Below are 24,273 nucleotides of genomic sequence, written 5' to 3' on the forward strand. Positions count from 1 at the left end.
AGAGTCGAAACCGTCGACTCAACCCCTCCGGTCCGGGTACCGTAGGAACCGGCCCCCGGACCCTCCCCCCTCGCCGGGGGCCGCCTTAACTTCCGGGTCCGTTTTCGGACTCGCCCGCACCCGGGTCTTTCGCCAGGCGAAGGCCCGGGTGTTCTGCTGGAAGGCTCCGGTAAAGGACCCAGCCGCTCACCGCGACGGTCGCGGCCACCAGCGGCCAGGAGAGCACGGTGCGCGCCACTCCGAGCGCCACCACCTGCCCGGTCCACCACAACAGCCCGTAAACGACCACTCGCAGCAAGTACTGCAGCACCCACACGCCGCTCGCCCACGAGTACGCGCGCAGCAGGGCCGGGTCGCGCCGCCAGCGCGTCTTCTGCCCGAGGAGCAGTCCCACGATCACGCCGAGCAGCGGCCAGCGGACCGCGATGCTCGCCGCGAACAGCAGCGCGCTCGCCGCGTTCGAGAACAGCTGCAGCAGGAAGAAGTCCTCGGCGCGGCCGGTGTGCATCGCGATCAGCGCGGCGATCACCACCGCGGCGAGGCTCACCACCACCGCGCGCGCCTTGTCGCCGCGAATCAGCCGGTACGCGCCGAGCAGCACGGCGACGCCGATCGCGACGCCCGCTCCCCAGGCGATCGACTGGCCGGAAACGAGCCAGCCGACGACGAACGCGGCGGGCGGGATGCTGGCGTCGATCGCGCCGCGCCGCCCGCCGAGGATCTGCGTGAGCGACTCCCGCGCCGGCCCTTTCGCAGTCTCGTCTGTCACACCTTCCAGCCTGCCGCAACTCCCGGCGGAGCCCCAGGTCGGGAGACCTACCCCACATGGCGCCCGGTACGGGGCGGAACGTGAGGTTCGTCCCGGTGAAATTGCCGTAATAGGGAGGCGCGAACCCCCGACAAGGTAAGAGACTGTGACGTCCGGCTGAACCGGTCGTGTCCGGCGGGAAGGATATGGGGATATCCGACTGTTAGTTGGGGTGTACAACTAGATCCGGGACTTCACGGGGAACAGGCGCGCACCAGCGGGAAAGGGGAACCCAGCGTGTACGGGATCAACAGCTACGTAGCCATCGGGGACAGCTTCACCGAGGGCCTCAACGACCATCGGGGCGACGGGACGTTCCGGGGCTGGGCCGACCGGCTCGCGGAGATGCTGGCCGGCGACGAGCCCGGCTTCCAGTACGCGAACCTGTCGCTGCGCGGCAAGATGCTCGACGAGATCATGGACGAGCAGCTCCCGATCGCCCTCGAGCTGAAACCCGATCTGGTCACGCTGTGCGCGGGCGGCAACGACGTCATCGTGCCGGGGGCGGACGTCGACGCCATCGCGGAGCGCTTCGAAGCGGGGGTGGCGAAGCTGCGCGCGGCAGGGATCCCGGTGGTGATCTTCAACGGGCCGGACACCAAGACGCTGTCGGTGATGAGCGTGCTGCGCGGCAAGGTCGCGATCTACAACACGCATCTGTGGGCGATCGCGGCCCGGCACGGCGCGAAGATGGTCGACCTCTGGACGATGGAGCCGCTGCACGACCGGCGCGCCTGGAGCGACGACCGGCTGCACTTCACGCCGGACGCGCACCGCCGGATCGCGCTGCTCACCGCCGAGGTGCTCGGCGTCCCGGTCACCGAGGACTGGCGCGAGCCGTACCCGGCGAGCACCGAACCGGCCACCTGGATCACGTCGCGCCGGTCCGATCTCGCGTGGACCAAGGTGCACCTGCTGCCGTGGATCCGCCGTCAGCTGCGCGGCGAGTCCATGGGCGACGGGCTGTCGCCGAAGCGCCCGGAACTGGCTCCGCTCGTCCCGCTCGTGCCGGACAACCCGGCGAGCATCGACCTCGACATGCGGGGCGACGTGCGGGGCAACGCGACCGCCTCCTGAACGCCGTCCCCCGACAGTGCCCGCGCCGGTCACCACCGGTGCGGGCACTGTCGCGAGAGCCACCCGAACGGCGGCCTTTACCAGGTCGCCAAGCCGACCGGCCCGACATAGGGTCCTGTTATGTCCGGTGCACGAGGGTGGCTTCGCTTGATCCCCGTGGCAGTGGTGGTCACGGCCCTGCTCGCGGGCCTCGTGACTTGGCTGCAGGGCAGCGGAATCCAGGACGACCTCGCCTCCCGATCACGCTCCGCGCTCGACGCGGCGGGCCTGCGCGGCGGCGAGGTGAAGTTCTCCGGACGGCAGGCGACCCTCGAAGGGTTCCCGGCCGAAGAAGCCGGCCGCGCGCTGGGCATCGTGCAGGGGGTCGACGGGGTCGAATCCGCGCAAGCCTCCGGCGGGGCCGGGCCGGTGCAGTCCGCGCCGTCGCCCGAACCGTCGACGACGCCGCCGTCCAGCCCGCCGCCGAGTTCTTCCGCCCCGCCGCCCGCGCCGCCGACCGACCGCGACGGGATCCAGGCCGAAGTGGACCGCAAGCTCGCGGCCGCGCCGATCACCTTCGAACCGGACACCGCGAAGCTCACCGACGAAGGCGAGCAGGCCGCGCGCGATCTCGCGCCGCTGTTGCGCGACGCACCGGACAACTTCCGCTACCGCCTCGTCGGCCGGGTCGCCGACGGTCCGGGCGGGCGCAGCGCGGCGCTGAAGCTCTCCCGCAACCGGGCGCTGACCGTGATCCGGTTGCTGATCCGCGAGGACGTGCCGCCCGACCGCTTGCTCGCGGTGGCCAGCGCGAGCGGCTCGGACGGCTCGGACAGTTCGGGCAACGGGGGCGACAGCGACCGGCGGGTCGAGATCACAGTGGAACAGAGGTGATGGCGGATGCTCTGGCTCTTCGGGCAGATCTGGCTGTGGCTGCTCGTCTCGTTCCTGCTCGGGGCGGCGGTCATGTGGCTGTTCACGCGGGCCGCCCGGCCGAAGGCCGAACCCGAGGCTGAGCCGTACCGGCCCGCGGCGGCTCCGGCGGAGGAAGCGGCCGAGGAGACCCGGCACATCCCGCCGGCGAACCCGTACGAGGACTACGAGGAACCGGCGTACCCGCATTACGAGGACCAGCCGGAGCGCGTCTACAACGACTATCCGGAAGTCGACCCGGACGATCCGTACCACGGGCAGCCCCCGGCGCACGACCCGGCCGGGCATCCGCTGCCCGATCCCGAGCCGCGGCTGTCGGGCGAACTGAGCTGGCCCGAGGACGACCAGCGGAGTCCGCACTGGCCGGCCGACGAACCCGCGCCCCGCCGACCTGGACGCAGTGGCTGACACCCACCTGGTAGATTCGGCTACGCACGGTAAGCGGGCGCCGAGGGCCCCGGACGACGTCAGGAGGTCCGATGGCGCTTCCGCACTGGACGCCACAGAACCTGCTGCCCCCCGGCCGCCATCACGCCGACCTCGCCGACGTCTACGAGCGGCTGGTCTACGACGCGCCGCACCAGAACGAGCGCGAGATCCTCTTCAGCGCGCTCAACAGCTACCTCGGGGTCGCCCAGCGGGTGATCACGTCCGGGCGGGCCTGGCTCGGCGGCGCGTTCGTCACCCGCACGGCGCATCCGCCGCGCGGGCTCGACGTGGTGCTGCTGCCGGACGAGTGGGGCGCGTTGAAGCGGCTTGACGACAGCGGCCGCACCGCGCTGTACGGCCTGCTGACCCTGCGCGGCATCATCGTCGGCCAGCCCGCGATGTACCTCGACCAGATCCAGCCGGTGGGCGGCATGCTCGACGGTTTCCTGTGCCGTCCCGGCGACGAGGACGTGTGGGAAGCGGTGTGGGCCGACGGCGGCAGAGGCATTCCGGAGATGGTGTGGTGAGGAACGAGTTCCGGCGGATCGCCGACGAGATCCCCGGCGGCACGTGGCTGGACGACCTCGCGCGCGCCTCGGCGATGGCGGCGAACGCGAAGTTCGAGCGGACCTGCCGCGCGCCGCTGCTGCACGTGTCGGTGATCGGCGAAACGCACATCGACGCGTACACCTTTTCCGACATCAGCCGCGCGCTGCAGGACGCGACGGCGAAGATCGGGCACATCATCCGCAATCCGTCGAACGAGGTCACCTTCGTCCAGCAGGCGGACCGGGACAAGGCCCCGCTGATCCAAAAAGGACAGGCGGGCAACGCGATCTTCTTCGGTTTCCCCGAACCGGCGGTCGACGACGCGCTGATCCACGATGGCATCGAAACGCTGTCCGAGCGCGCGGTGAAGGAACTCTGCGATTTCCTGCCCGCCAACGGTTCCGACGACGGCGCGCTCGACGCGGTGCTGCTGCAGCGCGACACGGTGCGCAACGCGGTCAGCGACGTCGTCAACGCGGTCAGCAAGCACGCGGGCATCGGGATGGCGCTCACGCCCACCGCGGGCGAGCAGGTGACCCGGAGCATGACCACCGAACAGGCGCGGGTGCTGCAGGGCAGCCTGCGCGAGTCCCGCGAGGCGGTCGGCTACGAGACGGTGACCGGACGCCTCGACGGCGTGCGCACCCGGCGGCGGATTTTCTACCTGGAGCGGGAATCGGGCGGAACCATTCAGGGCGCGGTCGCCCCGGATCTGCTCGACCAGATCAAAGAAAACCTCGATCGGCCGGTGACCGCGCGGTTGCGCGTAGTGCGCACGACGACCATCGACGGACGGCGCGGCAGGCCGGTGCACGAACTTCTCGAGATCACTCCGGAAGTCAATCTTTTCGATCAGTGAATGGCGCGCGCGGTGCCGCGTCGCCAGGTCAGGACCGCCGGGTAAGCGCGCGGTCGCTCTGCGGAATCACGCTGCCTTTTTCGGGCAGCGAATGGCGCCGCTTCGCGCAATCCGGCGGGAAATGACCCCGTCCGCCCGGACGCGGTAAATGGATGACATTGTCAGTCGATAACGATTATTCCAACCACGCGGGCATCTGCGTTAGCGTCTTCGCCATCCCAGCGGAAGAGGCACGCATGACGACCGAGCAGCCGTATCCGGCCGCACCCGCGCGACACAGCAGGACCACTGCTCGTCCTGGTCCGCACCGTCCGCCCCAGCAGGAGCCGTCCCGGAGACAGGCCAACTGGCCCGGCGGGCTCGCGGTCACCCTCGGACTGGCCGCGGCGGGCGTCGCCTTCCTCCCGGATTGGGGCTTCCTCGCCTGGCCGCTCGCCGGCATCGGCCTCGCCGGCGGAATTGCGGGAATCGTCCTTTCCTCCAAGGGAAAAATGCGCGGATTGGGTGTCGCACTCACCGGAACCACGCTTTCCGCCCTGGCCGCCCTGCTGTGCGGCGCGATGCTGCTGTACCCGTCGATGTTCGGCACCGCCCGCGCGGGCGATCTGCACATCCCGCCGCAGCCGGGCGAGAAGCATTCGGTCGACTTCGTGGTGAGCTCGGCGAACGGCGCGACGGTCCGTTACGGCACGCTGAACGACCAGCGCACCGCGACCACCCCGCCGAGCACCGACGACTGGCACGGGCACGCCTCCTACGACGGCGGCAGGCCGGTGCTTTCGCTGACCGCGGACACCGCCAACGCGGGCGTGACGAACCAGATCAGCTGCCAGATCATCGTCGACGGCAAAAAGGTCGCCGAAAGCAGCGGCAGTTCGATCGCGCTCTGCACCTCGAACGTCGAATAGGGCCTGGCGGCCGGCCGGCCTACCCCCATCTCGGCCGGCCAACCGCCACCGAACCGCTCCTGGCGGCTCTTCCAGGTCCGCGCGGTACTGCCGCGGTCCCGTCGCCGGCTTCACAGCCTGCCCCTCCCCTAGGGCTCCGCCAGCGTCGCGGCCGACCCTACGCGCGCTGACCGCCTGATGGCTAAGAATCCGCTAAGCGGACGCGATTATTACCACGGTGACCTGGGAAAACACAGCTGAACATTGTACAAGAGCCGGGCGCGGACGACTGCCCGCTCACTGTGCGCCGACGGCTTTCTTGCCCGCTCGGCGGCATTCCGGGGTTGCCGCGGCCGGTGCCTTCAGGTCCAATGCCAGGGACTTAAGCCGGGCGGCCTCGGCCTGCGGACTGTCCACACAGGACGCCAATCCCGACGAAATGGCTGATTGATACCCGTATGACCGTATCCGTGGGTCGGTGAGGGACCCCTTGAGGGAATTTGATTCCCTCAAGGGGTCCCTCACAGACCGCACACCGCGCTTCCGCCCGACTGCCGGCAGTCAGCCCGGCCTTCTCGACCCGGACGGACGCGCTCCCCACCCACCCGCAGGGCCGCCTTAAGTCCCTGGCATTGGAATCGGAGTCCCTCAGGGCGGCCCCCACGCACGACACACCCCCGCCGCCCGCTCCGGCCTGGGCAGACTCGCCTCAACCGGATGGCGTAACGCCCGGCCTAAGCCTCCTGGCATAGGTCGCGGAAGGTCCGTGAAGGACCAGGAACCCCGTGTTCCGGGAATCAGGCCGCTACTGATCCCCCAGATCAGCCGCTTCCTTCCGCAAGTCCTCGACCTGCCGCGGGTTCATCCGCTCGTACAGCGCCACCGCCAGCCGGTACTGCTCGCGTGCCGGCTCCAGCCGTTCCTGGCCGCGCAGGATCCGCGCCAGGGTCACCCGCAGGATGCCCTCCTGCAGTTCGAACTGCCGCGCGACCGCGAGCGACACGGCTTCCCGCGCGTAGCGTTCGGCGGCTTCCAGCTCGCCGATGCCCAGATGCAGTTCCGCGAGGTTGTTCAGCGACACCACGGCATAGCTGTCGTCCCCGAGTTCGCGGTCTATCTCCAGCGAGGCCAGCTGATGCGTGATCGCCTCGGCCGGACGTCCCGCGCGTTTCTCCGTCTCCGCGCAGTTGTTGAGGGCCTGCCCGCGAAGTTCGAGATCACCGGTGCGTTCGGTCTCCGCGACCGCCTCCAGCAGCCGTTCGATCGCCTCCGAATAGCGGCCGAGCAGGGTCAGCACGCTGCCGAGGTGGATCTTGGCGACGATGAGCGAACGGCCGTCGAGCCGGGTGGCCAGCCCGACCGCGCGTTCGGCGTCGGCGATGCTGCCCTGCGACAGCTCGAAGGTGAGCGCGATGGCGCAGCGGGAGATCAGCATCCAGCACTGCCCGAGCGGTTCGTTCGCGGCTTCGGCGGCGGCGAGGCCGAGGTCGACCAGCCGGATCCATTCCTCGTACAGCGGGCAGACGACCCGGTAGGTGTGCGCGACGCGGGCGAGCCGCCAGACGTCGGCGTAGCGGCCGTCGGCGTGTGCGGCGTCGAGCACGGCGAGCAGGTTCGGCCATTCCGCGGCGAACCAGTCTTGGGCCTGGGCGAAGGTTTCCAGCGGCGGCAGCGCGTCCGGCGGCACGAGGCCGGTGAGGTCGAGCGGGTCGACTATGCGCAGCATCTTCCGCCGCGCGGTGTCCGAGGCGGCCTGGTGGTAGCGGATCGCCCGGTCGAGCACCGCCGCGCGTTCCGCCGGGTCCAGTTCGGTTTCCGCCAGCTCGCGCAGGTACAGCCGGACCAGGTCGTGCGGGGCGAAGGCGTCGCGCGAGGTCTCGGCGACCAGGTTGTGCGCGGCCAGCGTGCGGAGTTCGCGGCGGGCCTGCTCGACCGGGATCTCCGCGATCGCCGCCGTCAGGTGCGGACCGGTGTGCCGCGCGGGCACCGCGCCCAGGCGGAGCAGCGTCCGGGCCAGCCCGTCCGGAAGGCCGCGGAACGAGACGTCGAAGGCGGCCCGGACGCCGTCTTCGGCTCCGGTGACGTCGAGTCCGGCCAGCCGGGTGCGTTCGTTTCCCAGCTCCCCGACCAGATCCTTGAGTGTCCACTGTGGACTCGCGGCGAGCTTGGCCCCGGCGATCCGCAGCGCGAGCGGCAGGTAGCCGCACAGCCGGGCCAGCGCGTGGTTGAGGTCGAAGTCCGCCGGCCCGGCCAATTCCTCGATCACCCTCACCGCGGCTTCCGGCGCGAGCGTGCCGAGCACCCGCAGCTTCGCCGCGTGGGACACCGCCAGCGCCTCCAGCCGCGACCGGCTGGTCACCACCGTCATCGACCGTGCGCCCGGAGGGAGCAACGGACGCACCTGTTCGGCGGAACGCGCGTCGTCGAGCAGCACGAGCATCCGTCGTCCGGCGATGAGCGAGCGGTACAGCGCCACGCGTTCGTGCACCTGCTCCGGCACCTCGTCCGCTGGCACGCCCAGCCCGAGCAGGAACTGCGACAGCAGATCGCCCGGTTCCAGCGGCGGCTGATGCGGATCGAACCCTTGCAGCGCCGCGTACAGCACCCCGTCCGGGAACAGCCGGGCCGCGCGGTGCGCCCACCAGATGACCAGCGCGCTTTTGCCAACCCCGGCGGTGCCGGACACGATCACCGTGCTGTCGCCGCGTCCGGCGAGCCCGTCGAGCCATTCCAGCTCCGCCTCGCGCCCGGCCAGCGTCGGCAGCGCGGGCGGCAGCTGAGACGGCGCGACGGCCTGCTCCGGAACCGCGCTCTCGTGCGCGGCGAGATCGTCGTTGAGCACCCGCTCGTGCAGCGAGCGCAGATCCGCGCCGGGTTCGACGCCGAGCGAACCGAGCGTCGCCCGCGAGACGGTGTGGTACAGCTCGAGCGCTTCCCCGCGCCGCCCGGCGTGGTAGAGCGCGCGCATCAACTGCCCGGCGACGCGCTCGGCGAGCGGGTCGGCGCGGACGATCGGGCTCAGCTCCACGATCAGCTCGTCGTAGCGGCCGAGGTCGAGATCCGCGTTGACCCGGGCGTAGCGGATCGCGCGCCGCAACTCGTCCAATTCGGGCGCCCGTACCGAATCGGGCACACCGGACAGCGTCGGCCCCTGCCACAGCGCGAGCGCCTCGGCGAGCAGCTTCGAGGCGCTCTCCGGCGATTCCAGCGCGGCCTGGTCCAGCAGCGCCCGCGCCCGGTGCGCGTCGATCCGGTCCGGTGCGAGGGAAAGCTGGTAGCCCGGCGGACGGGTGCTGATCTCGGCCACCGGATCGGCCATCTCGCGCAGCAGCCGGCGCAGCTGCGACACGTTGCCGTGCACGATGGTGCGGGCGGTGGCAGGCGGATCGTGGCCCCACAGCGCGTCGATGATCTCCTCGAGCGGCACCACCTTGCCCACGCGCAGCGCGAGCAGCGCCAGCAGCCCCCGCACCCCGGGGCCGCCGACGGGAACCGCACGGCTGCCGTCGAGCAGCCGCACCGGGCCGAGCAGTTCGACCCGCGCGCCGGCATCGGCCATGCTCGCGCGCACCTCCCAGGCTCACCCCCAGCCAGACAGGTCAACTTACCGTCAGCGGCGGCCCGCAGACACCGCTCTTTCGTGAATTTCGACCCTGAACAGACGAGTCCGGCCCCGCACCATCAGTCCCGATCTGATGGTGCGGGGCCGGACTCAATGATCGTCGGCCGGGCCGCCAGGGGGCGCGGTCCACCCGTGCATCTCGGCCGTCCGCCGGCGGTTCGGGGGGCTCACCCCGAGCAAGAACCCGGACCGCTGCGGACAACCACGCCTCCGCAGACGAGCTGCGAGGTGCCGACAACGTAACAGGGCGCACATTCTTCGTTACGAGCGACCCGCCGGTTGGCGAAGGTAACGCTGGTCACCGCGTGATCGGCGTCGAGTTGCGGCCGGCGATGAACGACGGCCGCGGCGCGCTCGCGGCGAACGGCTCCTGCAACGCGTTGTCCACGCTGTTGAACACCAGGAAGATGTTCGAGCGCGGATACGGCGTGATGTTGTTCGACGATCCGTGCATGATGTTCGAGTCGAACCACAGCGCCGAACCGGCCGAACCGGTGAACTGGTCGATGCCGCAGTCGGCCGCCAGCTTGGTGATGTCGTCCGGCGACGGCACGCCCACCCGCTGGTCCTTGAGCGAGCTCTTGTAGTTGGCGTCCGGGGTCTCGCCCACGCACTGCACGAACGTGCGCTGCGAACCCGGCATGACCATGAGCCCGCCGTTGTACGGGTAGTTGTCGGTGAGCGCGATCGAGCAGCTCACCGCACGCGGCGACGGCATGCCGTCCTCCGCGTGCCAGGTCTCGAAATCGGAATGCCAGTAGAAGCCGGTGCCCTTGAAGCCCGGCATGTAGTTGATCCGGCTCTGGTGGATGTAGACCTCGGAGCCGAGGATCTGCCGCGCCCGGTCGAGCACCCGGGGATCGCGCACCAGCTCGGCGATCAGGCCCGAGATCTCGTGCACGTCGAAGATCGACCGGACCTCGCCGGTCCGCGCCTCGGTGATCACGCGCTCGTCGTCGTGCAGCTTCTCGTCCGACGACAGCCGGACGACCTCCTGCCAGTACGTCTGGACCTCACCGGGCGAGAGCAGTCCGTCCACGACCGTGTAGCCCTTGGCGTCGTGATTCGCCAGGGTCGCGGCGTCGATCGGGCCGTCAGCTTCGGTACCCCACACCGTGGGGTGCACGCGCGGAAGATGCTCCGGCGTACCGGTGATCCGGGTCGGGTAGCCGTCGTTGACCCGGGTGTCCATGATCGTCACAGTGGCTCGCCTCCAGTTCTTCTGGCGTTTCTTCTTTCTCGGGGTGGTGGGAGTGGCTCAGTCTCAGGAGTCTTCGGTGACGAGCGGGTAGACCCCGTTCTCGTCGTGCACCTCGCGGCCGGTGACCGGCGGGTTGAACACGCACACGCACTTGATCTCGGTCTTCGGGCGGACCTGGTGCTTGTCGTGGTCGTTCAGCAGGTACAGCGTGCCCGGCTTGAGCTGGTGCACCTCGCCGGTGGCGAGGTCTTCGATCTCGCCCTCGCCGGAGGTGATGAACACGGCCTCGATGTGGTTGGCGTACCAGAAGTCGTTCACCGTGCCCGCGTACAGCGTCGTCTCGTGCACCGAGAAGCCGACGCCCTCCTTCGCGAGGATGATGCGCTTGCTGCGCCAGTTCGGGGTCTTGATGTCAGCGTCGGTGTCGGTGATCTCGTCGAGCGTGCGGACCAGCAAGTGAAAGGCTCCTTCTTGTTCTTCGGGTGGTTACTTGAGGACGGCGGCGACGGACTCGGTGATGATCGCGAGGCCTTCGCTCAGCTCCTCGTCGGTGAGGGTAAGCGGCGGCAGCAGTTTCATCACTTCGCCATCCGGACCGGAAGTCTCCATCAGCAGGCCGCGTTCGAAGGCCGCCTTGCAGACCGCGCCCGCGAGCTCGCCGTTCGCGAATTCGAGACCGCGCGCCAGACCGCGGCCCTTCGCGACGAGGTTCGCCTCCGGGTAGCTCTCCACCAGGTCCTTGAAGGTGCTCGCGATGCGCTCGCCCTTGGCCTTGGTCGACTTCTCCAGCTCGTCGTCGCTCCAGTAGACGCGCAGCGCCTCGGTCGCGGTGACGAACGCCGGGCTGATGCCGCGGAAGGTGCCGTTGTGCTCGCCCGGCTCCCAGACGTCCAGCTCCGGCTTGATCAGCGTGAGCGCCATCGGGAGGCCGTAGCCGCCGATCGACTTCGACAGGCACACGATGTCCGGCGAGATGCCGGCGTCCTCGAAGCTGAAGAAGGGGCCGGTGCGGCCGCAGCCCATCTGCACGTCGTCGAGGATCAGCAGGATGTTGTGCCGCTTGCACAGGTCGTCGAGGCCCTTGAGCCATTCCAGGCGCGCGGCGTTGATGCCGCCCTCGCCCTGCACGCCCTCCACGATCACCGCGGCGGGCTCGTTCAGGCCGCTGCCGGAGTCTTCGAGCAGCTTCTCGAAGTACATGAAGTCCGGCATCGCGCCGTCGAAGTACTTGTCGTACGGCATCGGCGTGGCGTGCACCAGCGGGATGCCCGCGGCGCCGCGCTTCATCGAGTTGCCGGTGACCGACAGCGCGCCGAGCGTCATGCCGTGGAACGCGTTGGTGAAGTTGATGACCGATTCCTTGCCGGTCACCTTGCGCGCGAGCTTCAGCGCGGCCTCCACGGCGTTCGCGCCGCCGGGGCCGGGGAAGACGACCTTGTAGTCCAGCTCGCGCGGCGCGAGGATCTTCTCCCGGAAGGTCTCCAGGAAGTCCCGCTTCGCGACGGTGTACATGTCGAGCGCGTGCGTGACGCCATCGCGCTGGATGTAGTCGATCAGCGCCTTCTTGAGATGCGGGTTGTTGTGCCCGTAGTTCAGCGCGCCGGCGCCGGCGAAGAAGTCGAGGTAGGCCTTGCCGTCCTCGCTGTAGAGCCTGCTGCCCTGCGCCCGGTCGAAGACGACCGGCCAGCCCCGGCTGTAACTGCGGACTTCTGATTCGAGCTCTTCGAAGATGCTCATAACGATTTCTTTCGCTCCTACTCGGCGAAATTGACGGGTTATTAGCGGCGCAACGGCCCGATGCGGTAAAGATCCTCGGGTTCGTGTGCCTCCCCCTGCGGAAAATCAGCGACTTCGAACAGCCGGCGGTGTTCCAGATCCGCGTTCCAGCGCTTCGCGAACGACTCGAACAGGCGGATCGACGCCGCGTTGTCCGGGGTGATCGTGGTTTCCAGGTACCGCACGCCCTCGCCGACCAGCCGCGTGTACAGGCTGTCCAGCAACTGCCCGGCCAGGCCTTTTCCGCGCTGCGAGGCGTCGACGGCGACCTGCCACACGAGCGCGGCGTCCGGCGCGGACGGCCTTCGGTAAGCGATCACGAATCCGACTGGCTCACCGTCGACGCGGGCGACGACCGAGGTCTCCGCGAAATCCTTGCACCACAACAGGTACGCATACGGCGAGTTGAGATCAAGCTTCTGCGAATCGCGTGCGATTCGCCAGAGAGCGGCACCATCGGCCTTGGTCGGGGATTCGATCAAGTGCTTTCCGGACATACTTTGGAAACGTAACAGAGAATTTTCGCGCCGCCAGCGATCCATGCCACGTCCACCGCCCTCACCAGGGACGACAGGGATACCCCGGTGAGGAGGACCACAAACATGTTTAGCAGGGGGAAGTTCTGGGCATGCGTGCGCCTGGGCCGCACACCATCGGTATGCGACCTGTGACCCCAGACCATGGGCCTTCTGCGGCGCTACCGCAACTCCAGCGCCGGAAAATCGTGGTCTACCTGGGGTTCAGCGTGGACTGTCCGGACGCGACCGCCGCCGCTTCTTCCGCCCGAGCCCGGACAGCGGCGTCCAGACCGCCGGGAGCAGGAGCAGCGCGACCACGGCGAGCCACCACAGCGGGGCCTGCCCGCGCCGCCAACCGTCCACAACGGTGCCGAGCCAGCCGAACAACGGCTGTGCGATGGGCGGCAGGAAAGCCGCGAACAGCAACGCGGCTATCACCAGCACGCCCAGCACGGTGAGCACCATTCGCCACGTGCGCCTCAAGGTCAGCAGGCTCACCACGAGGAACACGAGCGCACCGCCCGCCACCGGAAGACCGAGCCATTGCAGAACGGATCCGCCCTCGCCGCTGAGCACGAACCCGGCGACCGCGGTGATGGCGGCGGCCAGCAGGTTCCATGGCCGGCCCAGCCGCGTCGCGCCTTGCGTGACCCACCACGAACTGCGGCTGCTGAGCTGCGCGAATTTCGCCAGCGGCTGGAGCGTTTTCGGGACCCGGGTGGCTGTGGAAGCGGCATTGAGCCCGGCCGCTCCGGCTTTGACAATCGTTTTGGTGAGCAGGGTACTGCCGAGTTCGCCCTCGAAACGTTCGGCGGAAACCTGACAGGCTTGGAAAGCGCGTTGCGCCGCGTCCTGCTGGCCGGAGTTTTCCGGCTGGGCAGCCGTTTCCCGTTCGAGCGGCCGGGCGGCCATCAGCTTCCGGAAACTCTCCGAAGCCTTTCCGTTGCCCTCCTTCGCATCCGCCTCGGCCTGGCTCGCGAGCACCGGCAGTTCCTCTCGCGCGATGGCCAGCTGCCGCGACTTCGCCAGCACCATCGAGGTCACCGGAAGACTGGTCGGCACCTCCTTGCCGAAGTCGACCGGCGACAGATTCGCGTCCAGGCCGAGGAAAGCCAGTTCGTCGCCCAGTTGCGCGAGCAGCCCGGGCAGGTCCGAGGGCATCCCGTTGTCCGCGGGCGAGGGCGGCTCCCAGCCGATCTCGCGGAACGTCGTCCTTACCTGCTCCCGGAATTCCTCCGGGCCGACGATGTCGCGCAGCACCCGCAGGCGTTTCGGGTCGAGCAGGCACTGCATCAGCCAGCCAGCGCCGTCGATCCGGCCCCACATCCAGTCGTTCGCGCGCCAGGACGCCTTGTAGAACGCGCCGAAGTTGTTCGCCTGGGTGCCGGTCAGCTTGTCCCGGCCACGGGGGCGCGCCAGGTCCAGCAGCGTCCGGCTGTCCGCGCTCAGCTGCACCAGGTCGACGCGCTGGTCCACCGCCGGCGCTTCGGCCAGCAGCCCGCGCGTCGCCATGTGCAGCAGCAAAAACCGGGCCAGCACGAACCCGTCCGCGACGTCCGCGTTGTCCAGGCCGAACCAGTCCAGCAGCGCCGTCACCGTGTCGGCGGCATCCGCGGACCACTGGTTTTCCTTGCCCGACAACGTTTGCAGCACCGGAGCGGCCGACCGCAGCGCGCCGGTCACCTCCGGCCACGCCTCGCGGACCGCGTCCGACGCCCCGAGATCCGCCCATTCGGCGGCGAGCTGACCGATCCAGTCCGGCATCGAGGTGCCGGACGGCGGCGGCTCGTGCCGGGCCACCCACGCGGACAGCCGCACGTCGCGAGCCGCGCTTCGGCGGGCGGCGTGCATCTTCGCGCGGGCCTCGTTGAGCTGGGTCGCCTGGTCGAGATCCGGGCCCATCCGGAAGCCCGCGTTGATCAGCTGGATGCCGGTCGCGACCGCGTCTTCCAGCGTCGAGGTGCGGTAGCGGACCATCTCGCCGACCGTGACCGATTCGCCGGGCAGCGTGCTGGGAATCCCGCGGCGCAGTCCGTCGGCTGCGATGTCCTGCAGCAGTGCCGAATTCCCGGCCGCCCACCCACTGTCCTCATCGGACAGTTCGTAGCGGCGGGTGACCGCGCGGACCAGGTCGGCCGCGTCGAGCGCGACCCGGCGGTCGAGGTACGCCCGGTGCACCCGGTCGTCCACCAGTTGCCCGCCGCGCAGGCCGAGCGACGCGAGCGCGACCCGGGTGTCCCTGGCGCGCGTCACGGCGGAGTTGTGCCTGCTCAATTCCTCCAGCTCGACGCTGATGGTCTGGCTCATGATCGTGGAAGCGACCTTCGCGAGCGCGGTGCCGAGCATCGGCGGCTCGGCCGGGTCGCAGGTCATCGGCTTGGCTTCGCCGTCGACCGTCGGGACGACGTACAGCAGCAGCCGCCGCACATCCGTCGACGACGAGCGTTCGAAGATCTCCCGCAACGCGGGCCGCAGCGGTTTGTTCACCAGCACGCCGCCGTCGGCGAGCCAATGCGAACGCACCAGCTCCGTGTAGTCGGTCATGTCCGGATGCAGCCGGTCCGCCGCCTCGGGACCGATCGGCATGCGCGACAGCTCGAACGCGCCGGGGAAGGACGCGCTCGACCGGGCGGCGAGCGCGAGCGGGCCGTGCACCTGGTTGTTCCACAATGGACCGTCGAAGCGGAACAGCATGCGATGTTCGGTGTCCCGCACCCGGTTTCCGAGCGCGTCGTCGTACTGCGTGGTCTCGCCGTCGAGCATGGTTCCGGTGAGCAGCACGGTCACGTCCGGCGGCTCGGTGGGCACGACGCCGGATCCGGTGATGTCGTGCATCGCCTGGACGAGGCCGCCGAGCAGCACCTTGTCGCCGTTCAGCACCGAACGCGGCCGCGTCTCGCCGGGGTCGCGGATCAGATTCTCCAGCGACCCGGCGGAGAACCAGGTGTCGCGCAAGATCGCGGGCGTCGACCGGTACGCCTCGGCCAATCCGAGACACGCGGCGTTGATGCCGCCCGCGCTCGTCCCGGTGAGCACGTCCAGGCGCACCGAAGCGTGCAAAAGGTCGAGCAGTTTCCGATAGCCGTTACCTTCGTTCGGCGTGCGCGAAGCGTGCAGCAGCGCCGACGTCTCGGTAGCGACTCCCCCCATCCACACTGCCAGGCTGGATCCCCCCACCATGGCCATCGCGATCCGGATTTCCTGCGGCCACGGCACCGCCGTCTCACCCATGAGGGTCAGTCTCCCGGCCCGGCCCGCTCCTCCACAAGGGGGGCGGATTCAGGAGGCAAGGTGCTCCAGCACCAGAACCTGCGCCTCGCCGACCGCGAACCCGAGCACCGCGCCGGTCGCGATGAGAATCCATTCGTCCTGCTGGAAAGCCGGGCGCAGCAGCTGCTCGAACTCCTCGGGCGACAATTCCTTCATCTTGCCGACCAGGACGTTCCGGATGTCCATCGCGTCGGTGGCGTAATCCTCGATGTAGCGCATGGTGTCCGGCAGCCGGGTCATGATCTGCTCGGAGATGGCGAGCTTCATGTCCTGGTAGCGGCGGCTGCCGATGGCGAAGACCAGCAACGGTTTCGCGACGTTCGCCGCCCGGCCCAGCTCGCGGTCGAGCTGCCGCTGGATGAGCGCGAGCACGCGGTCGGAAAGCGGGCCCTGCAGCACCGCCTCGATGACGTTGTGCGGCGTGATGATTTCTTTCGCGATCAACTCGCCGTACGCCTCGGCGACCTCCGCGCGCCGCTTGAGGAACAGGCCCTGCCAGGTGACGCCGAAGTATTTCTTGGGCTCCAGCGGGTAGAAAATCATCCGCAGCGCGAGCCAGTCGGTGAACCAGCCGGTGAAGAGACCGAACAACGGCATGATCGGCGGGAACTTGAACAGCACCCACGCGACCATCTGGATCACGCCGATCAGGCCGCCGAACACCAGCCCGGAGCGCGCGATGAACTTGAACTCCTCCGCGCCCGCTTCCTGGAAGATCCGGTTGAGCAGCCGTTTGTCCTTGACGAGGCTGGTGACCACCATGCCCTTGAGGTCGAACACACTGTCCACATCGGACTGGATGAGTTCGAGCACGGCCTTGACCATGTGCGGCGATTCGGCCTGCACGCGCTGGATCACCAGCCGCTGCACGCCGACCGGCAGTGATTCCCACAGACCCGGCTGATAGTGCCCGGCCACCTCGCGCACGATGTCCTCGACCGCCGCGAGCAGCGGTTTCTCGATTTCCTTCGCGATCCGGTCGGCGTCGAGCCGGGCGACGACCTCGGCCGGTTTGATCAGCTGCTCGGTCATCGTGTCGCAGGCGATGCTCGCCATCCGCGCGGCCCGTTTGGGCACGATGCCCTGCCAGCCCAGGAACGGCTTGACGCCGATGAACTCGACCGGCTGGAACATCATCCGGATCGCGACCAGCTTCGTGCCGTACCCGATCAGCGCGGCGACGATCGGGATGGAGACATACAGCGGCCAGTGCCGGACGAAATCGTCGAGGAGCCTCGAGACGAACTCGCCCATCGGGGTCAGCCCAGGCTCGGGTCGCAGGCCTGCCAGAACTGCGCGCCGAGCCGCGAGACGTGGATGGTGCGGCGGATGATCTTGATCCGCTTCACCTGCTTCTCCACCTCGCGGACCGACTCGTCGGTCAGCAGGATCTCGTACTGCGTCTCGAGCGAGGGCACCTCCTCGTCCAGTTCGACCAGCCCGAGGCCGATCAGCCGGGTCACGTAGCCGGGCACCTGGTCCGGCAGCGACACCCCGGCCGCCTTGCCGACCGTCGAGGCGTTGCGCAGCACGATCCGGCCGGTGCCGCCGATGGCGCTGCGCTCGGCGACGTCGATCGCGGGGAACGGGGAGCCGTCCGACAGCGCGGAGAGGATGCGCGCCTCGTCAGGCGTGAGCTGGCGGAGAATGATCGCGTACAGGTATTCGCGGGCGCGCTCGCGGCCGAAGCCGATGGAGTGGTTGAGCAGTTCGGCCATCGCCGCGCGCAGCGGTTCGACGTGATCGCGGGCGGGCACCAGCGTCACCGTCGTTTCGACGGCGCGGCTGCCGACGTCGGCCCGGTTCATCGCGGACGCCGCGGTCAGCGCCGCGTGATAGGGATCGTCGACCTCGTCGAGGCGGCGGCGCAGTTCGCTCAGCAGCCCGCGTTCGACCTGCTTGAGGCCGCGTTCGGCGGTGTCGATCCCGGGGAGTTTGCGGGTCAGGTCGAAGCCGGTGCGCGCCGCCCATCCGGCGAGCTGACCTGCCCGGCGGGCCAGGTTGGCCACGTCCTCGGCGGTGCCCCGGCCGTTCGGTCGCTGGTAGTCCACGGGCTGCTCCCCTCACTGTTCGCGCTGATGCTACCTGCGAGTAGGCCGAATGGCCCTGTGATGCCTTGCCGGTGGGTGTTGGATGACGCGCATGACCGCGCCGTGGGGACCGCCGATCGACGTGCTGCCGCTGCTCGTGCGCGAGGAACAGGCGCTGATCGGGGTTCTCTCCGACCTCCGGACGCCCGAGTGGGCCCTGCCCGCGCTCGGCGAATGGACGGTGCACGACCTGACCGCGCACATCCTGGGGCTGAAACTCAGGCGGCTCTCGCGGGATCGGGACGGCCACCTCGGCGAGGGGACGTCCTGGGTCTCCGCCTGCCGGCAACTGTCGCCGGAGGTGCTGTTCGCGATGCTCGTGGACAGTACGACGCAGCTGACCGAACTGTGGAAGCACCGCGACCTGGACGAACCAGCCGCGATGCCGACGTGGCTGACGGTCGCTCGCGATTACGCGGAGCAGTGGGTGCTCCAGCAGCAGATCCGGGAGGCGGTGGAAGCTCCGCTGCTCGACGAGCCGGAGTTCCGGACGCCGGTGGTGGACACGTTGCTGCGTTCGCTGCCGCAGACGTTGCGGGCGGTGCCCGCGCGGGCCGGACGTCAGGTGGCGTGTTCGGTGGAGGAGGCCGGGCGGTGGACGCTCCGCGCTACCGCGGTGGGCTGGACGATCGACCGCGGTGCCGCGACGTCACGGTCTCCGCTCGCGGCTTTGGCGACCGACGCGGACGCGTTGTGGCGGCTGTGCAGCGGGACGTTGCCCGCGGCGGAAGCGGACGCGCGAGTGCAGGTCAGCGGGGATCCCGCGGTGTGCGAGATCCTGCTGAGCCTGCGGGCTCGCGAGCCCTTCACCGCCGACGCCGCGCCTGCTTCCTGAGCTGCAGGATCCGCGCCCCGCCGATCAGCGCGACCAGCGCCGCGCCCGCGATCGCGGCGAACAGCATCGCCACCGCGAGCGGCATGCTGCCGGACGCGCCGAGGAAGTGGACGGTCGCCGTGTCCAGGTTCTGCAGGATGAACACCAGCAGGAACGCCAGCACGACGATCGCCACGATCACGGCGATCCAGGTGCCGCTGATCCGGGTGGATTTGACCTTGCCCCGGCGGCCCGCGGGTTTCGCGGCGGACGGCCGCGGTCCGGGTTCGGCTCCCGGTGCGGTGCCCGGGGCGGCGTGGTCGAGTGCGCCGGGCACCTCAGTGCCCGGCGCCTCGGGAATTTCCGATTTCGCGGCCTCGTCGGGACCGTCGTTTCGCGCGTGGGACATATCGTGATTGTCCGCCCACTCGCCGTGATGCGCTAATTCAGCGCTTGGCGTCGACCTCGCGCAGCACCCGCAGCGTGTTGCGGCCGGCGAGTTTCGCGCAGTCCTCGTCGCTCCAGCCGCGTTCCATCAGGGCGGCGACGAGCACCGGGTACTTCGACACGTCCTCAAGGCCTTCGGGCAGTTCGCCGACGCCGTCGTAGTCGCCGCCGAGCCCGATGTGGTCGATCCCGGCGACCTCGCGCGCGTGCTCGATGTGCGCGACGACGTCCGCGATCGTCGACTTCGGCTTGGGCGGCGCGTCCCAGGTCTTCGCGAACCGGCCGCGCTGGCCGAGGTCGAGAAACTCCTGCCCGGCGGCGGTCATCGCGTCCCGGAGCTGGTTGTCCCACTCGGTGACCGCGGCGGAGATGAAGGCGGGCACGAAGGTGATCATCGCGACGCCGCCGTTGCCGGGCAGCTGGGCGAGGACGTCGTCGGGGATGTTGCGCGGATGGTCGTTGACCGCGCGGCACGACGAGTGGCTGAAGATCACCGGCGCGCTCGACACCTCGAGCGCGGCGCGCATGGTGCTGGGCGCGACGTGGGAAAGGTCGACCAGCATGCCGATCCGGTTCATCTCGCGCACGACCTCGCGGCCGAACTCGGTGAGCCCGTCGTGCTCGGGTTTGTCGGTTCCGGAATCGGCCCAGGTGGTGTTGAAGTTGTGGGTCAGCGTCATGTAGCGGACGCCGAGGCGGCGCAGAATCCGCAGCACCCCGAGGGATTCGGCGATGCTGTGCCCGCCTTCGGCCCCGAGCAACGACGCGATCCGCCCGTCCGCGAACGCCGCCTCGGCTTCGTCGGCCGTGGTGACCAGCCGCAGCCGTTCGGGGTAGCGCTCGGCGAGCTGGTAAACCACCTCGATCTGTTCCAGCACCGCGGTAACCGCGCTGTCGCCCTTGAACTCGCACGGCACGTACACCGACCAGAACTGCAGGCCCAGCTTGCCTTCGGCGAGTTTGGGGAAGTCGGTGTGCAGCGTCGGCTGCGGCACTGTGAGATCCACGCCGGCCACCGCCTCGACCGGGTTCGGCCCGGCTTTGTCGCGGAGCGCCCATGGCAGGTCGTTGTGTCCGTCGGCGAGGATCGTGGAGGCGAGCAGGTCTTGCGCGCGGGTCAGCTCGGTCATGCCTCGACCCTAGCGAGCCAGGCCTTCGCCGCGCTTATTCCTTCGACGGTCACCTGATGCCCTCCCGGCCAGCGGTGCGTCGCCACGTCCGCATGCCGCTCGCGGAACTGGCGCACGAGTTCGTCGTTGGCGGGCAGCGGAGCCATCGGGTCGTGCTCGCCGTTGGAAAGGAATATGCGAGTTCCGGTGAGGTCGAGACTCGGCAATTCCGGCAATGGAGACATCGACGAGAACAGAATCGCTTCCCGGAGCACGTCCGGCCGGGTGAGCGCTACCGCCGCCGCGATATTCGCCCCATTCGAAAACCCGACCGCCACTGCCCTGCCGAACCCGTACTTTTCCCGGGCGTCGTTGAGGAAATCCGCCAGCTCGTCCGCCCGCGCCCGGACGTCCTCGTGATCGAACACGCCCTCCGACAGCCGCCGAAACCACCGCGCCGCCCCGTTTTCCGAAACCGGCCCGGTCGGCGCGAGCGTTGCCGATTCCGGACTCAGTTCGCGCGCCACACTGAGCAAATCGTCTGGACCACCGCCGGTTCCGTGCAGGAGAACAAGCACCGGGAGGTCCGGGTCGCCCTCGATGTACCGGTGCATCATCGTCGCTCCTCTGTGGACACCGCTTCCTTCATTGTCCAGGGTAACTTCTCGCGCGCAAGATGTATTCCGGGTAGAATCCGGCAGATGACCCCGGATCCGCAGACGGACGACGACGAGATCGTGACGTGGTGGGGCCTCGTGATCGAGGGCTATCTGGCCACACAGAACGCACTGATGGGAGAAATCGCCGACCGGTTCGGCCTAGCCCCCGCGTCGTTCGACATCCTCCTGCGCCTGGTGCGGTCGCCGGAACACCGCATGCCGATGACCCGCCTGGCCACCGAAGCCGCCCTGTCGAGCGGAGGCTTCACCAAGGTGGCGGACCGCTTGGTCGCCGCGGATTTGATCTGCCGCATCCCGAGCCCGGAAGACCGCCGGGTGACGTTCGCTTCCCTGACCGAGCACGGGCTGGAGGTAGCGCTCAAGGCACGGGCCGCGTGCGCGGAAATCTTGCGCCGGATCGTGCTGACGCCGCTGGGTTCGGATGCTGAGGGGTTGGCGGAGGCGATGCGGACGCTTCGTTCGGTGAACGGGTGAGCCGGGTCATGGATAACTGAAGCCCTCGGCCTCCAGCCGACGACGGAGGACCGTCAAACAGCGGTGCCGGATTCGGCTCACGCTCGACGGCGAGATGCCCAGTTCGGCGGCCAGCTGGTCGTGTCGCAGCTCCGGGCAGTGCGCCAGCAGGAGCAGCATCCGCCGGTGGCGTTCCGGGAACTTCTCCACCGCTCGCCACAGCGCAGCTGCCAGTTCTCCGGCCAAGGTCTTCGCCTCGGGTGACTCCGTCGGTTCGTGCGCATCCAGGCACGCGTCATCGACCAACTGCACCCGTGCGCGATTTTCGGCTGCACGGAGCGCGTGCCGCCGCGCGACGGTCGTCAGCCAACCGGCCAGGCCGTTCGGATCCTGCAAATCCGGCTGGCGGCTGAGCAATTCCAGCCAGGCCGTTTGGCAAGCGTCGTCCGCCTCGGCGCGAAATCCCGGGTTCGCGCCGACGATCCGGTTCATTCTCGTCGACAGACGGCGTACTTCGTCCTCGTTCCGCATTCCTTGCACGGGAAGGCTGACGGGCCGGGCGGCTCGGCGGATCCGTTTCAGCAGCGCGGATGCCGGATTGAGTGATCAACTTCGGCTGGATGTATCCCGGGCCGGGCACGCGTCTCGGGCGCGCGAAGATGAGGTCGACAAATCGATCCAAGCCAGCCACGTCAAGACCGCGCGACAGCCTCCGCATAAGCGGCCGCCAAGCGTTCCGTTGCCGTCGGTCCGTCGCCGTCCGGCCGAGGGACCCCAAGATGCCGCTCCCGCAACTCAGCCATGAACTCTTCCCACAGCGCCGGACCGCCAGCCTCAAGCAGTTCCGCTCGCACGCGCAATTCCGGCGTCGTCGGCCGGTGCCGCAAACCCCAGCTTCCCAGCGCCACCAAAACCGGCACCAGCTGGATCGCCGCTTCGGTCAAGCTGTACGTCGCGCGCTGTCCGCGACCGGCCGAATCACGGGTGAGCAAACCGGCTTCGGTGAGCGTGCGCAGGCGGTCGGCGAGGATATTCGACGCGATTCCTTCTTCCGACTGCGACTGCAATTGCCGGAAATGCCGCCGGTCGCCGAACATCACGTCGCGCAGGACCAGCAGGCTCCAGCGGTCGCCGACGACCTCGATCGCGGCGTTGATCGGGCACCCCGAGCGCGGGCCGTCCGGCATCGCATACCTCCTCCAAACCACTTGCACTTTACCATCGCCTCCGGCATAGTGCTTGCAAAAGACAAGCAGGGAGTATCGATGCTGGTACGCGTCCAGTGCTTCAACGTTTCCGCCGACGGCTACGGTGCCGGTCCGGACCAAACGCTCGAGCAGCCGTTCGGTCATCCGAACCCGGGACCGCTCTTCGCCTGGGCCGGGGCCACCGCCAGCTGGCCGATGCGCGGCGAGCCCGGCGGCACTCGCGGGCTCGACGACTACTTCACCCGGGACATGCACCGCGGTGACGTCGGCGCGGAAATCATGGGACGCAACAAGTTCGGCCCGCACCGCGGCCCGTGGGAGAACCACGACTGGCAGGGCTGGTGGGGCGACGAACCCCCGTTCCGCACCCCGGTCTTCGTCCTCACCCACCACGAACGTCCGTCGATCACCTTGGGCCAGACCACTTTCCACTTCCTCAATACAACCCCGGAGGAAGCACTCGCGCAGGCGAAGAAAGCCGCTGGCGACAAGGACGTGCGCATCGGCGGCGGCGTCAACACAGTGCGGGAATTCCTCGAAGCCGGTCTCATCGACACGCTGCACATCGCCGTCTCGCCGGTCGAACTCGGTTCCGGGGAACGGCTTTGGACCAGCCCGGACGAGCTGACCGACCGCTACCACCTGGAGAAAATTCCCAGCCCCAGCGGAGTCGTGCACCACCTGTTCTGGCGCAAGTAACCTCAGCGCAGGCCGGGCATCAGCCGTAACGCGTTGCCGGACAGCACCCCGTCCAGCACCTCCGCGGGCAACCCCAAATCGGCGACCGCGCGGACGTTCACGGCGGTTCCCGGCACCCCCGGCCAATCCGTGCCGAAGATCCATTTCCGGGCCAACCGCACGAGATCGAACCGCGCGTAATACTCCGGCAGTTTCTTCGGCGGCAGCCCGGCGAGGTCGAGCCACACGTTCGGCCTCGCCTGGGCCATGAACGCCGCCACGTCGTACCACCAGCCCCGGCCGCCGTGCGCGAACACGAAGTTCACCGACGGGAAGTCTTCGACCACATCGGACAGCAGCGAAGGATCCCCATAGCTGGCACGGGATCCGGGAAACACCGACAGTCCGGAGTGGAGGATCACCGGAACCCCGCGTTCGGCGCACAAGGCGTAGACCGGGTACAGCTCCTTGTCCGCCGGGGAAAACGCGCCGTGCACCGGGTGGATCTTCAACGCCACCGCACCCAGCGCGAGCTGCCGTTCCACCTCGTCGACCAGCGGATGGTGCAGATGCGGATTCACGTTGGCCACCAAGCGAAACCGCTCGGGGTTGTATGCGACCAACGGTAGATTGTCTTCAATCGCCTGAATACCGGTGGCCCGTGGACTGTATTCACAGAACAGCAGGACCCGGTCGACGCCCTCCTGTGCCATGAGGTCGTCCATCGCCGCGGGAATCACCGCGCCGTCCGCGTCGTAGACCGTGCGCCACGGGTACTCGCCGGCGAAGTCGCGCGCCCAGTCCAGCCACGCGGGTTTGAGCGTGGGCAGCCGCGGGGTGTGCACGTGGGCGTCCACCACGAAATGCTCGTCGATCATGCCAGCCA

Annotated in this window: 24 protein-coding genes; 9 read left to right on the forward strand and 15 right to left on the reverse strand. The window is 68.9% G+C overall.

Annotated features, from left to right (window positions below; all coding sequences use genetic code 11):
• Positions 1-85 precede the first annotated feature (85 nt).
• Positions 86-769: a DUF3159 domain-containing protein gene (locus WA670_RS00085; RefSeq protein WP_336156600.1), complete on the reverse strand. Its 684-nt coding sequence runs from the start codon at positions 767-769 to the stop codon at positions 86-88.
• Positions 770-1,045: 276 nt separating this feature from the next.
• On the opposite strand from WA670_RS00085, the gene WA670_RS00090 reads away from it, so the two are divergent.
• The 6 genes from WA670_RS00090 to WA670_RS00115 all read left to right on the forward strand — a co-directional run bounded on the left by WA670_RS00090 (position 1,046) and on the right by WA670_RS00115 (position 5,542).
• On the forward strand, positions 1,046-1,885 hold the full coding sequence (locus WA670_RS00090; RefSeq protein WP_037807977.1) for an SGNH/GDSL hydrolase family protein: 840 nt from the start codon (positions 1,046-1,048) through the stop codon (positions 1,883-1,885).
• 156 nt (positions 1,886-2,041) lie between these two features.
• Positions 2,042-2,758, forward strand: a complete 717-nt coding sequence (locus WA670_RS00095; RefSeq protein ID WP_336157175.1) for an OmpA family protein — start codon at positions 2,042-2,044, stop codon at positions 2,756-2,758.
• Between the two features lie 6 nt (positions 2,759-2,764).
• On the forward strand, positions 2,765-3,205 hold the full coding sequence (locus tag WA670_RS00100) for a LapA family protein (RefSeq protein ID WP_238604026.1): 441 nt from the start codon (positions 2,765-2,767) through the stop codon (positions 3,203-3,205).
• A gap of 71 nt (positions 3,206-3,276) precedes the next feature.
• Positions 3,277-3,753: a DUF6932 family protein gene (locus WA670_RS00105; protein WP_037807980.1), complete on the forward strand. Its 477-nt coding sequence runs from the start codon at positions 3,277-3,279 to the stop codon at positions 3,751-3,753.
• A complete protein-coding gene (locus tag WA670_RS00110) occupies positions 3,750-4,634 on the forward strand; it encodes a hypothetical protein (RefSeq protein ID WP_037809292.1) in 885 nt (294 codons plus the stop codon). The genes WA670_RS00105 and WA670_RS00110 overlap by 4 nt, the downstream gene beginning before the upstream one ends.
• A gap of 236 nt (positions 4,635-4,870) precedes the next feature.
• Positions 4,871-5,542, forward strand: a complete 672-nt coding sequence (locus WA670_RS00115) for a hypothetical protein (protein WP_037807985.1) — start codon at positions 4,871-4,873, stop codon at positions 5,540-5,542.
• Positions 5,543-6,326: 784 nt separating this feature from the next.
• Here WA670_RS00115 and WA670_RS00120 read toward each other — a convergent pair.
• The 8 genes from WA670_RS00120 to WA670_RS00155 form a co-directional block, all read right to left on the reverse strand.
• The gene (locus WA670_RS00120) at positions 6,327-9,080 is read right to left on the reverse strand and encodes an AfsR/SARP family transcriptional regulator (protein WP_336156601.1); all 2,754 of its coding nucleotides are present in this window, start codon (positions 9,078-9,080) and stop codon (positions 6,327-6,329) included.
• 361 nt (positions 9,081-9,441) lie between these two features.
• Positions 9,442-10,344, reverse strand: coding sequence for an ectoine hydroxylase (gene thpD, locus WA670_RS00125; RefSeq protein ID WP_037807990.1), 903 nt, complete (start codon positions 10,342-10,344; stop codon positions 9,442-9,444).
• A 63-nt stretch (positions 10,345-10,407) separates the two neighbouring features.
• Entirely contained in the window at positions 10,408-10,800 is a 393-nt protein-coding gene (locus WA670_RS00130) for an ectoine synthase (protein WP_037807993.1), read from the reverse strand.
• 30 nt (positions 10,801-10,830) lie between these two features.
• Positions 10,831-12,081 carry a diaminobutyrate--2-oxoglutarate transaminase gene (gene ectB, locus WA670_RS00135; protein WP_037808000.1) on the reverse strand — a complete coding sequence of 417 codons (1,251 nt, stop codon included), beginning with the start codon at positions 12,079-12,081 and terminating at the stop codon, positions 10,831-10,833.
• Between the two features lie 41 nt (positions 12,082-12,122).
• Positions 12,123-12,617 carry a diaminobutyrate acetyltransferase gene (ectA, locus tag WA670_RS00140; RefSeq protein ID WP_037808003.1) on the reverse strand — a complete coding sequence of 165 codons (495 nt, stop codon included), beginning with the start codon at positions 12,615-12,617 and terminating at the stop codon, positions 12,123-12,125.
• A gap of 243 nt (positions 12,618-12,860) precedes the next feature.
• Positions 12,861-15,869 (reverse strand): patatin-like protein, encoded by a 3,009-nt coding sequence (locus tag WA670_RS00145; protein WP_336156602.1) that lies wholly within the window; start codon positions 15,867-15,869, stop codon positions 12,861-12,863.
• Between the two features lie 48 nt (positions 15,870-15,917).
• Entirely contained in the window at positions 15,918-17,162 is a 1,245-nt protein-coding gene (locus tag WA670_RS00150; RefSeq protein WP_037808009.1) for a DUF445 domain-containing protein, read from the reverse strand.
• A 5-nt stretch (positions 17,163-17,167) separates the two neighbouring features.
• Positions 17,168-17,959 (reverse strand): Abi-alpha family protein, encoded by a 792-nt coding sequence (locus WA670_RS00155; RefSeq protein ID WP_037808011.1) that lies wholly within the window; start codon positions 17,957-17,959, stop codon positions 17,168-17,170.
• 91 nt (positions 17,960-18,050) lie between these two features.
• Here WA670_RS00155 and WA670_RS00160 point away from each other — a divergent pair, with 91 nt between their 5' ends.
• Positions 18,051-18,833: a hypothetical protein gene (locus WA670_RS00160; protein ID WP_442893055.1), complete on the forward strand. Its 783-nt coding sequence runs from the start codon at positions 18,051-18,053 to the stop codon at positions 18,831-18,833.
• Here WA670_RS00160 and WA670_RS00165 read toward each other — a convergent pair.
• The 3 genes from WA670_RS00165 to WA670_RS00175 are packed head-to-tail and all read right to left on the reverse strand — an operon-like array spanning position 18,805 to position 20,985.
• The gene (locus tag WA670_RS00165; protein WP_037808018.1) at positions 18,805-19,221 is read right to left on the reverse strand and encodes a LapA family protein; all 417 of its coding nucleotides are present in this window, start codon (positions 19,219-19,221) and stop codon (positions 18,805-18,807) included. The two genes, WA670_RS00160 and WA670_RS00165, sit on opposite strands and share 29 nt — an antisense overlap.
• Positions 19,222-19,258: 37 nt before the next feature.
• Positions 19,259-20,389, reverse strand: a complete 1,131-nt coding sequence (locus WA670_RS00170) for a dipeptidase (protein ID WP_336156604.1) — start codon at positions 20,387-20,389, stop codon at positions 19,259-19,261.
• Positions 20,386-20,985 carry an alpha/beta hydrolase gene (locus WA670_RS00175; RefSeq protein WP_037808024.1) on the reverse strand — a complete coding sequence of 200 codons (600 nt, stop codon included), beginning with the start codon at positions 20,983-20,985 and terminating at the stop codon, positions 20,386-20,388. The genes WA670_RS00170 and WA670_RS00175 overlap by 4 nt, the downstream gene beginning before the upstream one ends.
• Before the next feature lie 84 nt (positions 20,986-21,069).
• Here WA670_RS00175 and WA670_RS00180 point away from each other — a divergent pair, with 84 nt between their 5' ends.
• Entirely contained in the window at positions 21,070-21,522 is a 453-nt protein-coding gene (locus WA670_RS00180; RefSeq protein WP_037808026.1) for a MarR family winged helix-turn-helix transcriptional regulator, read from the forward strand.
• Between the two features lie 6 nt (positions 21,523-21,528).
• On the opposite strand, the gene WA670_RS00185 is transcribed toward WA670_RS00180, so the two are convergent.
• Together WA670_RS00185 and WA670_RS00190 are read right to left on the reverse strand one after the other, a co-directional pair.
• Complete coding sequence (locus tag WA670_RS00185; RefSeq protein WP_037808028.1) at positions 21,529-22,032, reverse strand: RNA polymerase sigma factor; 504 nt, start codon at positions 22,030-22,032, stop codon at positions 21,529-21,531.
• Between the two features lie 161 nt (positions 22,033-22,193).
• Positions 22,194-22,688 (reverse strand): winged helix-turn-helix transcriptional regulator, encoded by a 495-nt coding sequence (locus WA670_RS00190; protein ID WP_037808030.1) that lies wholly within the window; start codon positions 22,686-22,688, stop codon positions 22,194-22,196.
• Positions 22,689-22,766: 78 nt separating this feature from the next.
• On the opposite strand from WA670_RS00190, the gene WA670_RS00195 reads away from it, so the two are divergent.
• Positions 22,767-23,408, forward strand: coding sequence for a dihydrofolate reductase family protein (locus WA670_RS00195; RefSeq protein ID WP_037808031.1), 642 nt, complete (start codon positions 22,767-22,769; stop codon positions 23,406-23,408).
• Between the two features lie 2 nt (positions 23,409-23,410).
• Here WA670_RS00195 and WA670_RS00200 read toward each other — a convergent pair whose 3' ends face one another.
• On the reverse strand, positions 23,411-24,265 hold the full coding sequence (locus WA670_RS00200) for an amidohydrolase family protein (protein WP_037808033.1): 855 nt from the start codon (positions 24,263-24,265) through the stop codon (positions 23,411-23,413).
• Positions 24,266-24,273: the final 8 nt, after the last annotated feature.

This window comes from Amycolatopsis sp. VC5-11 (assembly GCF_037034185.1).
GTDB classification, from domain to species: domain Bacteria; phylum Actinomycetota; class Actinomycetes; order Mycobacteriales; family Pseudonocardiaceae; genus Amycolatopsis; species Amycolatopsis nivea.

Bases quoted from the DNA above. Each gene is read 5' to 3' on its own strand.
- WA670_RS00195 (WP_037808031.1), top strand. From the start codon at position 22,767: ATGCTGGTACGCGTCCAGTGCTTCAACGTTTCCGCCGACGGCTACGGT.
- WA670_RS00145 (WP_336156602.1), bottom strand. From the start codon at position 15,869: ATGGGTGAGACGGCGGTGCCGTGGCCGCAGGAAATCCGGATCGCGATG.
- WA670_RS00120 (WP_336156601.1), bottom strand. From the start codon at position 9,080: ATGGCCGATGCCGGCGCGCGGGTCGAACTGCTCGGCCCGGTGCGGCTG.
- WA670_RS00175 (WP_037808024.1), bottom strand. From the start codon at position 20,985: ATGATGCACCGGTACATCGAGGGCGACCCGGACCTCCCGGTGCTTGTT.
- WA670_RS00180 (WP_037808026.1), top strand. From the start codon at position 21,070: ATGACCCCGGATCCGCAGACGGACGACGACGAGATCGTGACGTGGTGG.
- WA670_RS00165 (WP_037808018.1), bottom strand. From the start codon at position 19,221: ATGTCCCACGCGCGAAACGACGGTCCCGACGAGGCCGCGAAATCGGAA.
- WA670_RS00100 (WP_238604026.1), top strand. From the start codon at position 2,765: ATGCTCTGGCTCTTCGGGCAGATCTGGCTGTGGCTGCTCGTCTCGTTC.
- WA670_RS00200 (WP_037808033.1), bottom strand. From the start codon at position 24,265: ATGATCGACGAGCATTTCGTGGTGGACGCCCACGTGCACACCCCGCGG.
- WA670_RS00105 (WP_037807980.1), top strand. From the start codon at position 3,277: ATGGCGCTTCCGCACTGGACGCCACAGAACCTGCTGCCCCCCGGCCGC.
- WA670_RS00170 (WP_336156604.1), bottom strand. From the start codon at position 20,389: ATGACCGAGCTGACCCGCGCGCAAGACCTGCTCGCCTCCACGATCCTC.
- WA670_RS00150 (WP_037808009.1), bottom strand. From the start codon at position 17,162: ATGGGCGAGTTCGTCTCGAGGCTCCTCGACGATTTCGTCCGGCACTGG.
- ectA (WP_037808003.1), bottom strand. From the start codon at position 12,617: ATGTCCGGAAAGCACTTGATCGAATCCCCGACCAAGGCCGATGGTGCC.
- WA670_RS00190 (WP_037808030.1), bottom strand. From the start codon at position 22,688: ATGCCGGACGGCCCGCGCTCGGGGTGCCCGATCAACGCCGCGATCGAG.
- WA670_RS00115 (WP_037807985.1), top strand. From the start codon at position 4,871: ATGACGACCGAGCAGCCGTATCCGGCCGCACCCGCGCGACACAGCAGG.
- ectB (WP_037808000.1), bottom strand. From the start codon at position 12,081: ATGAGCATCTTCGAAGAGCTCGAATCAGAAGTCCGCAGTTACAGCCGG.
- WA670_RS00185 (WP_037808028.1), bottom strand. From the start codon at position 22,032: ATGCGGAACGAGGACGAAGTACGCCGTCTGTCGACGAGAATGAACCGG.
- WA670_RS00160 (WP_442893055.1), top strand. From the start codon at position 18,051: ATGACCGCGCCGTGGGGACCGCCGATCGACGTGCTGCCGCTGCTCGTG.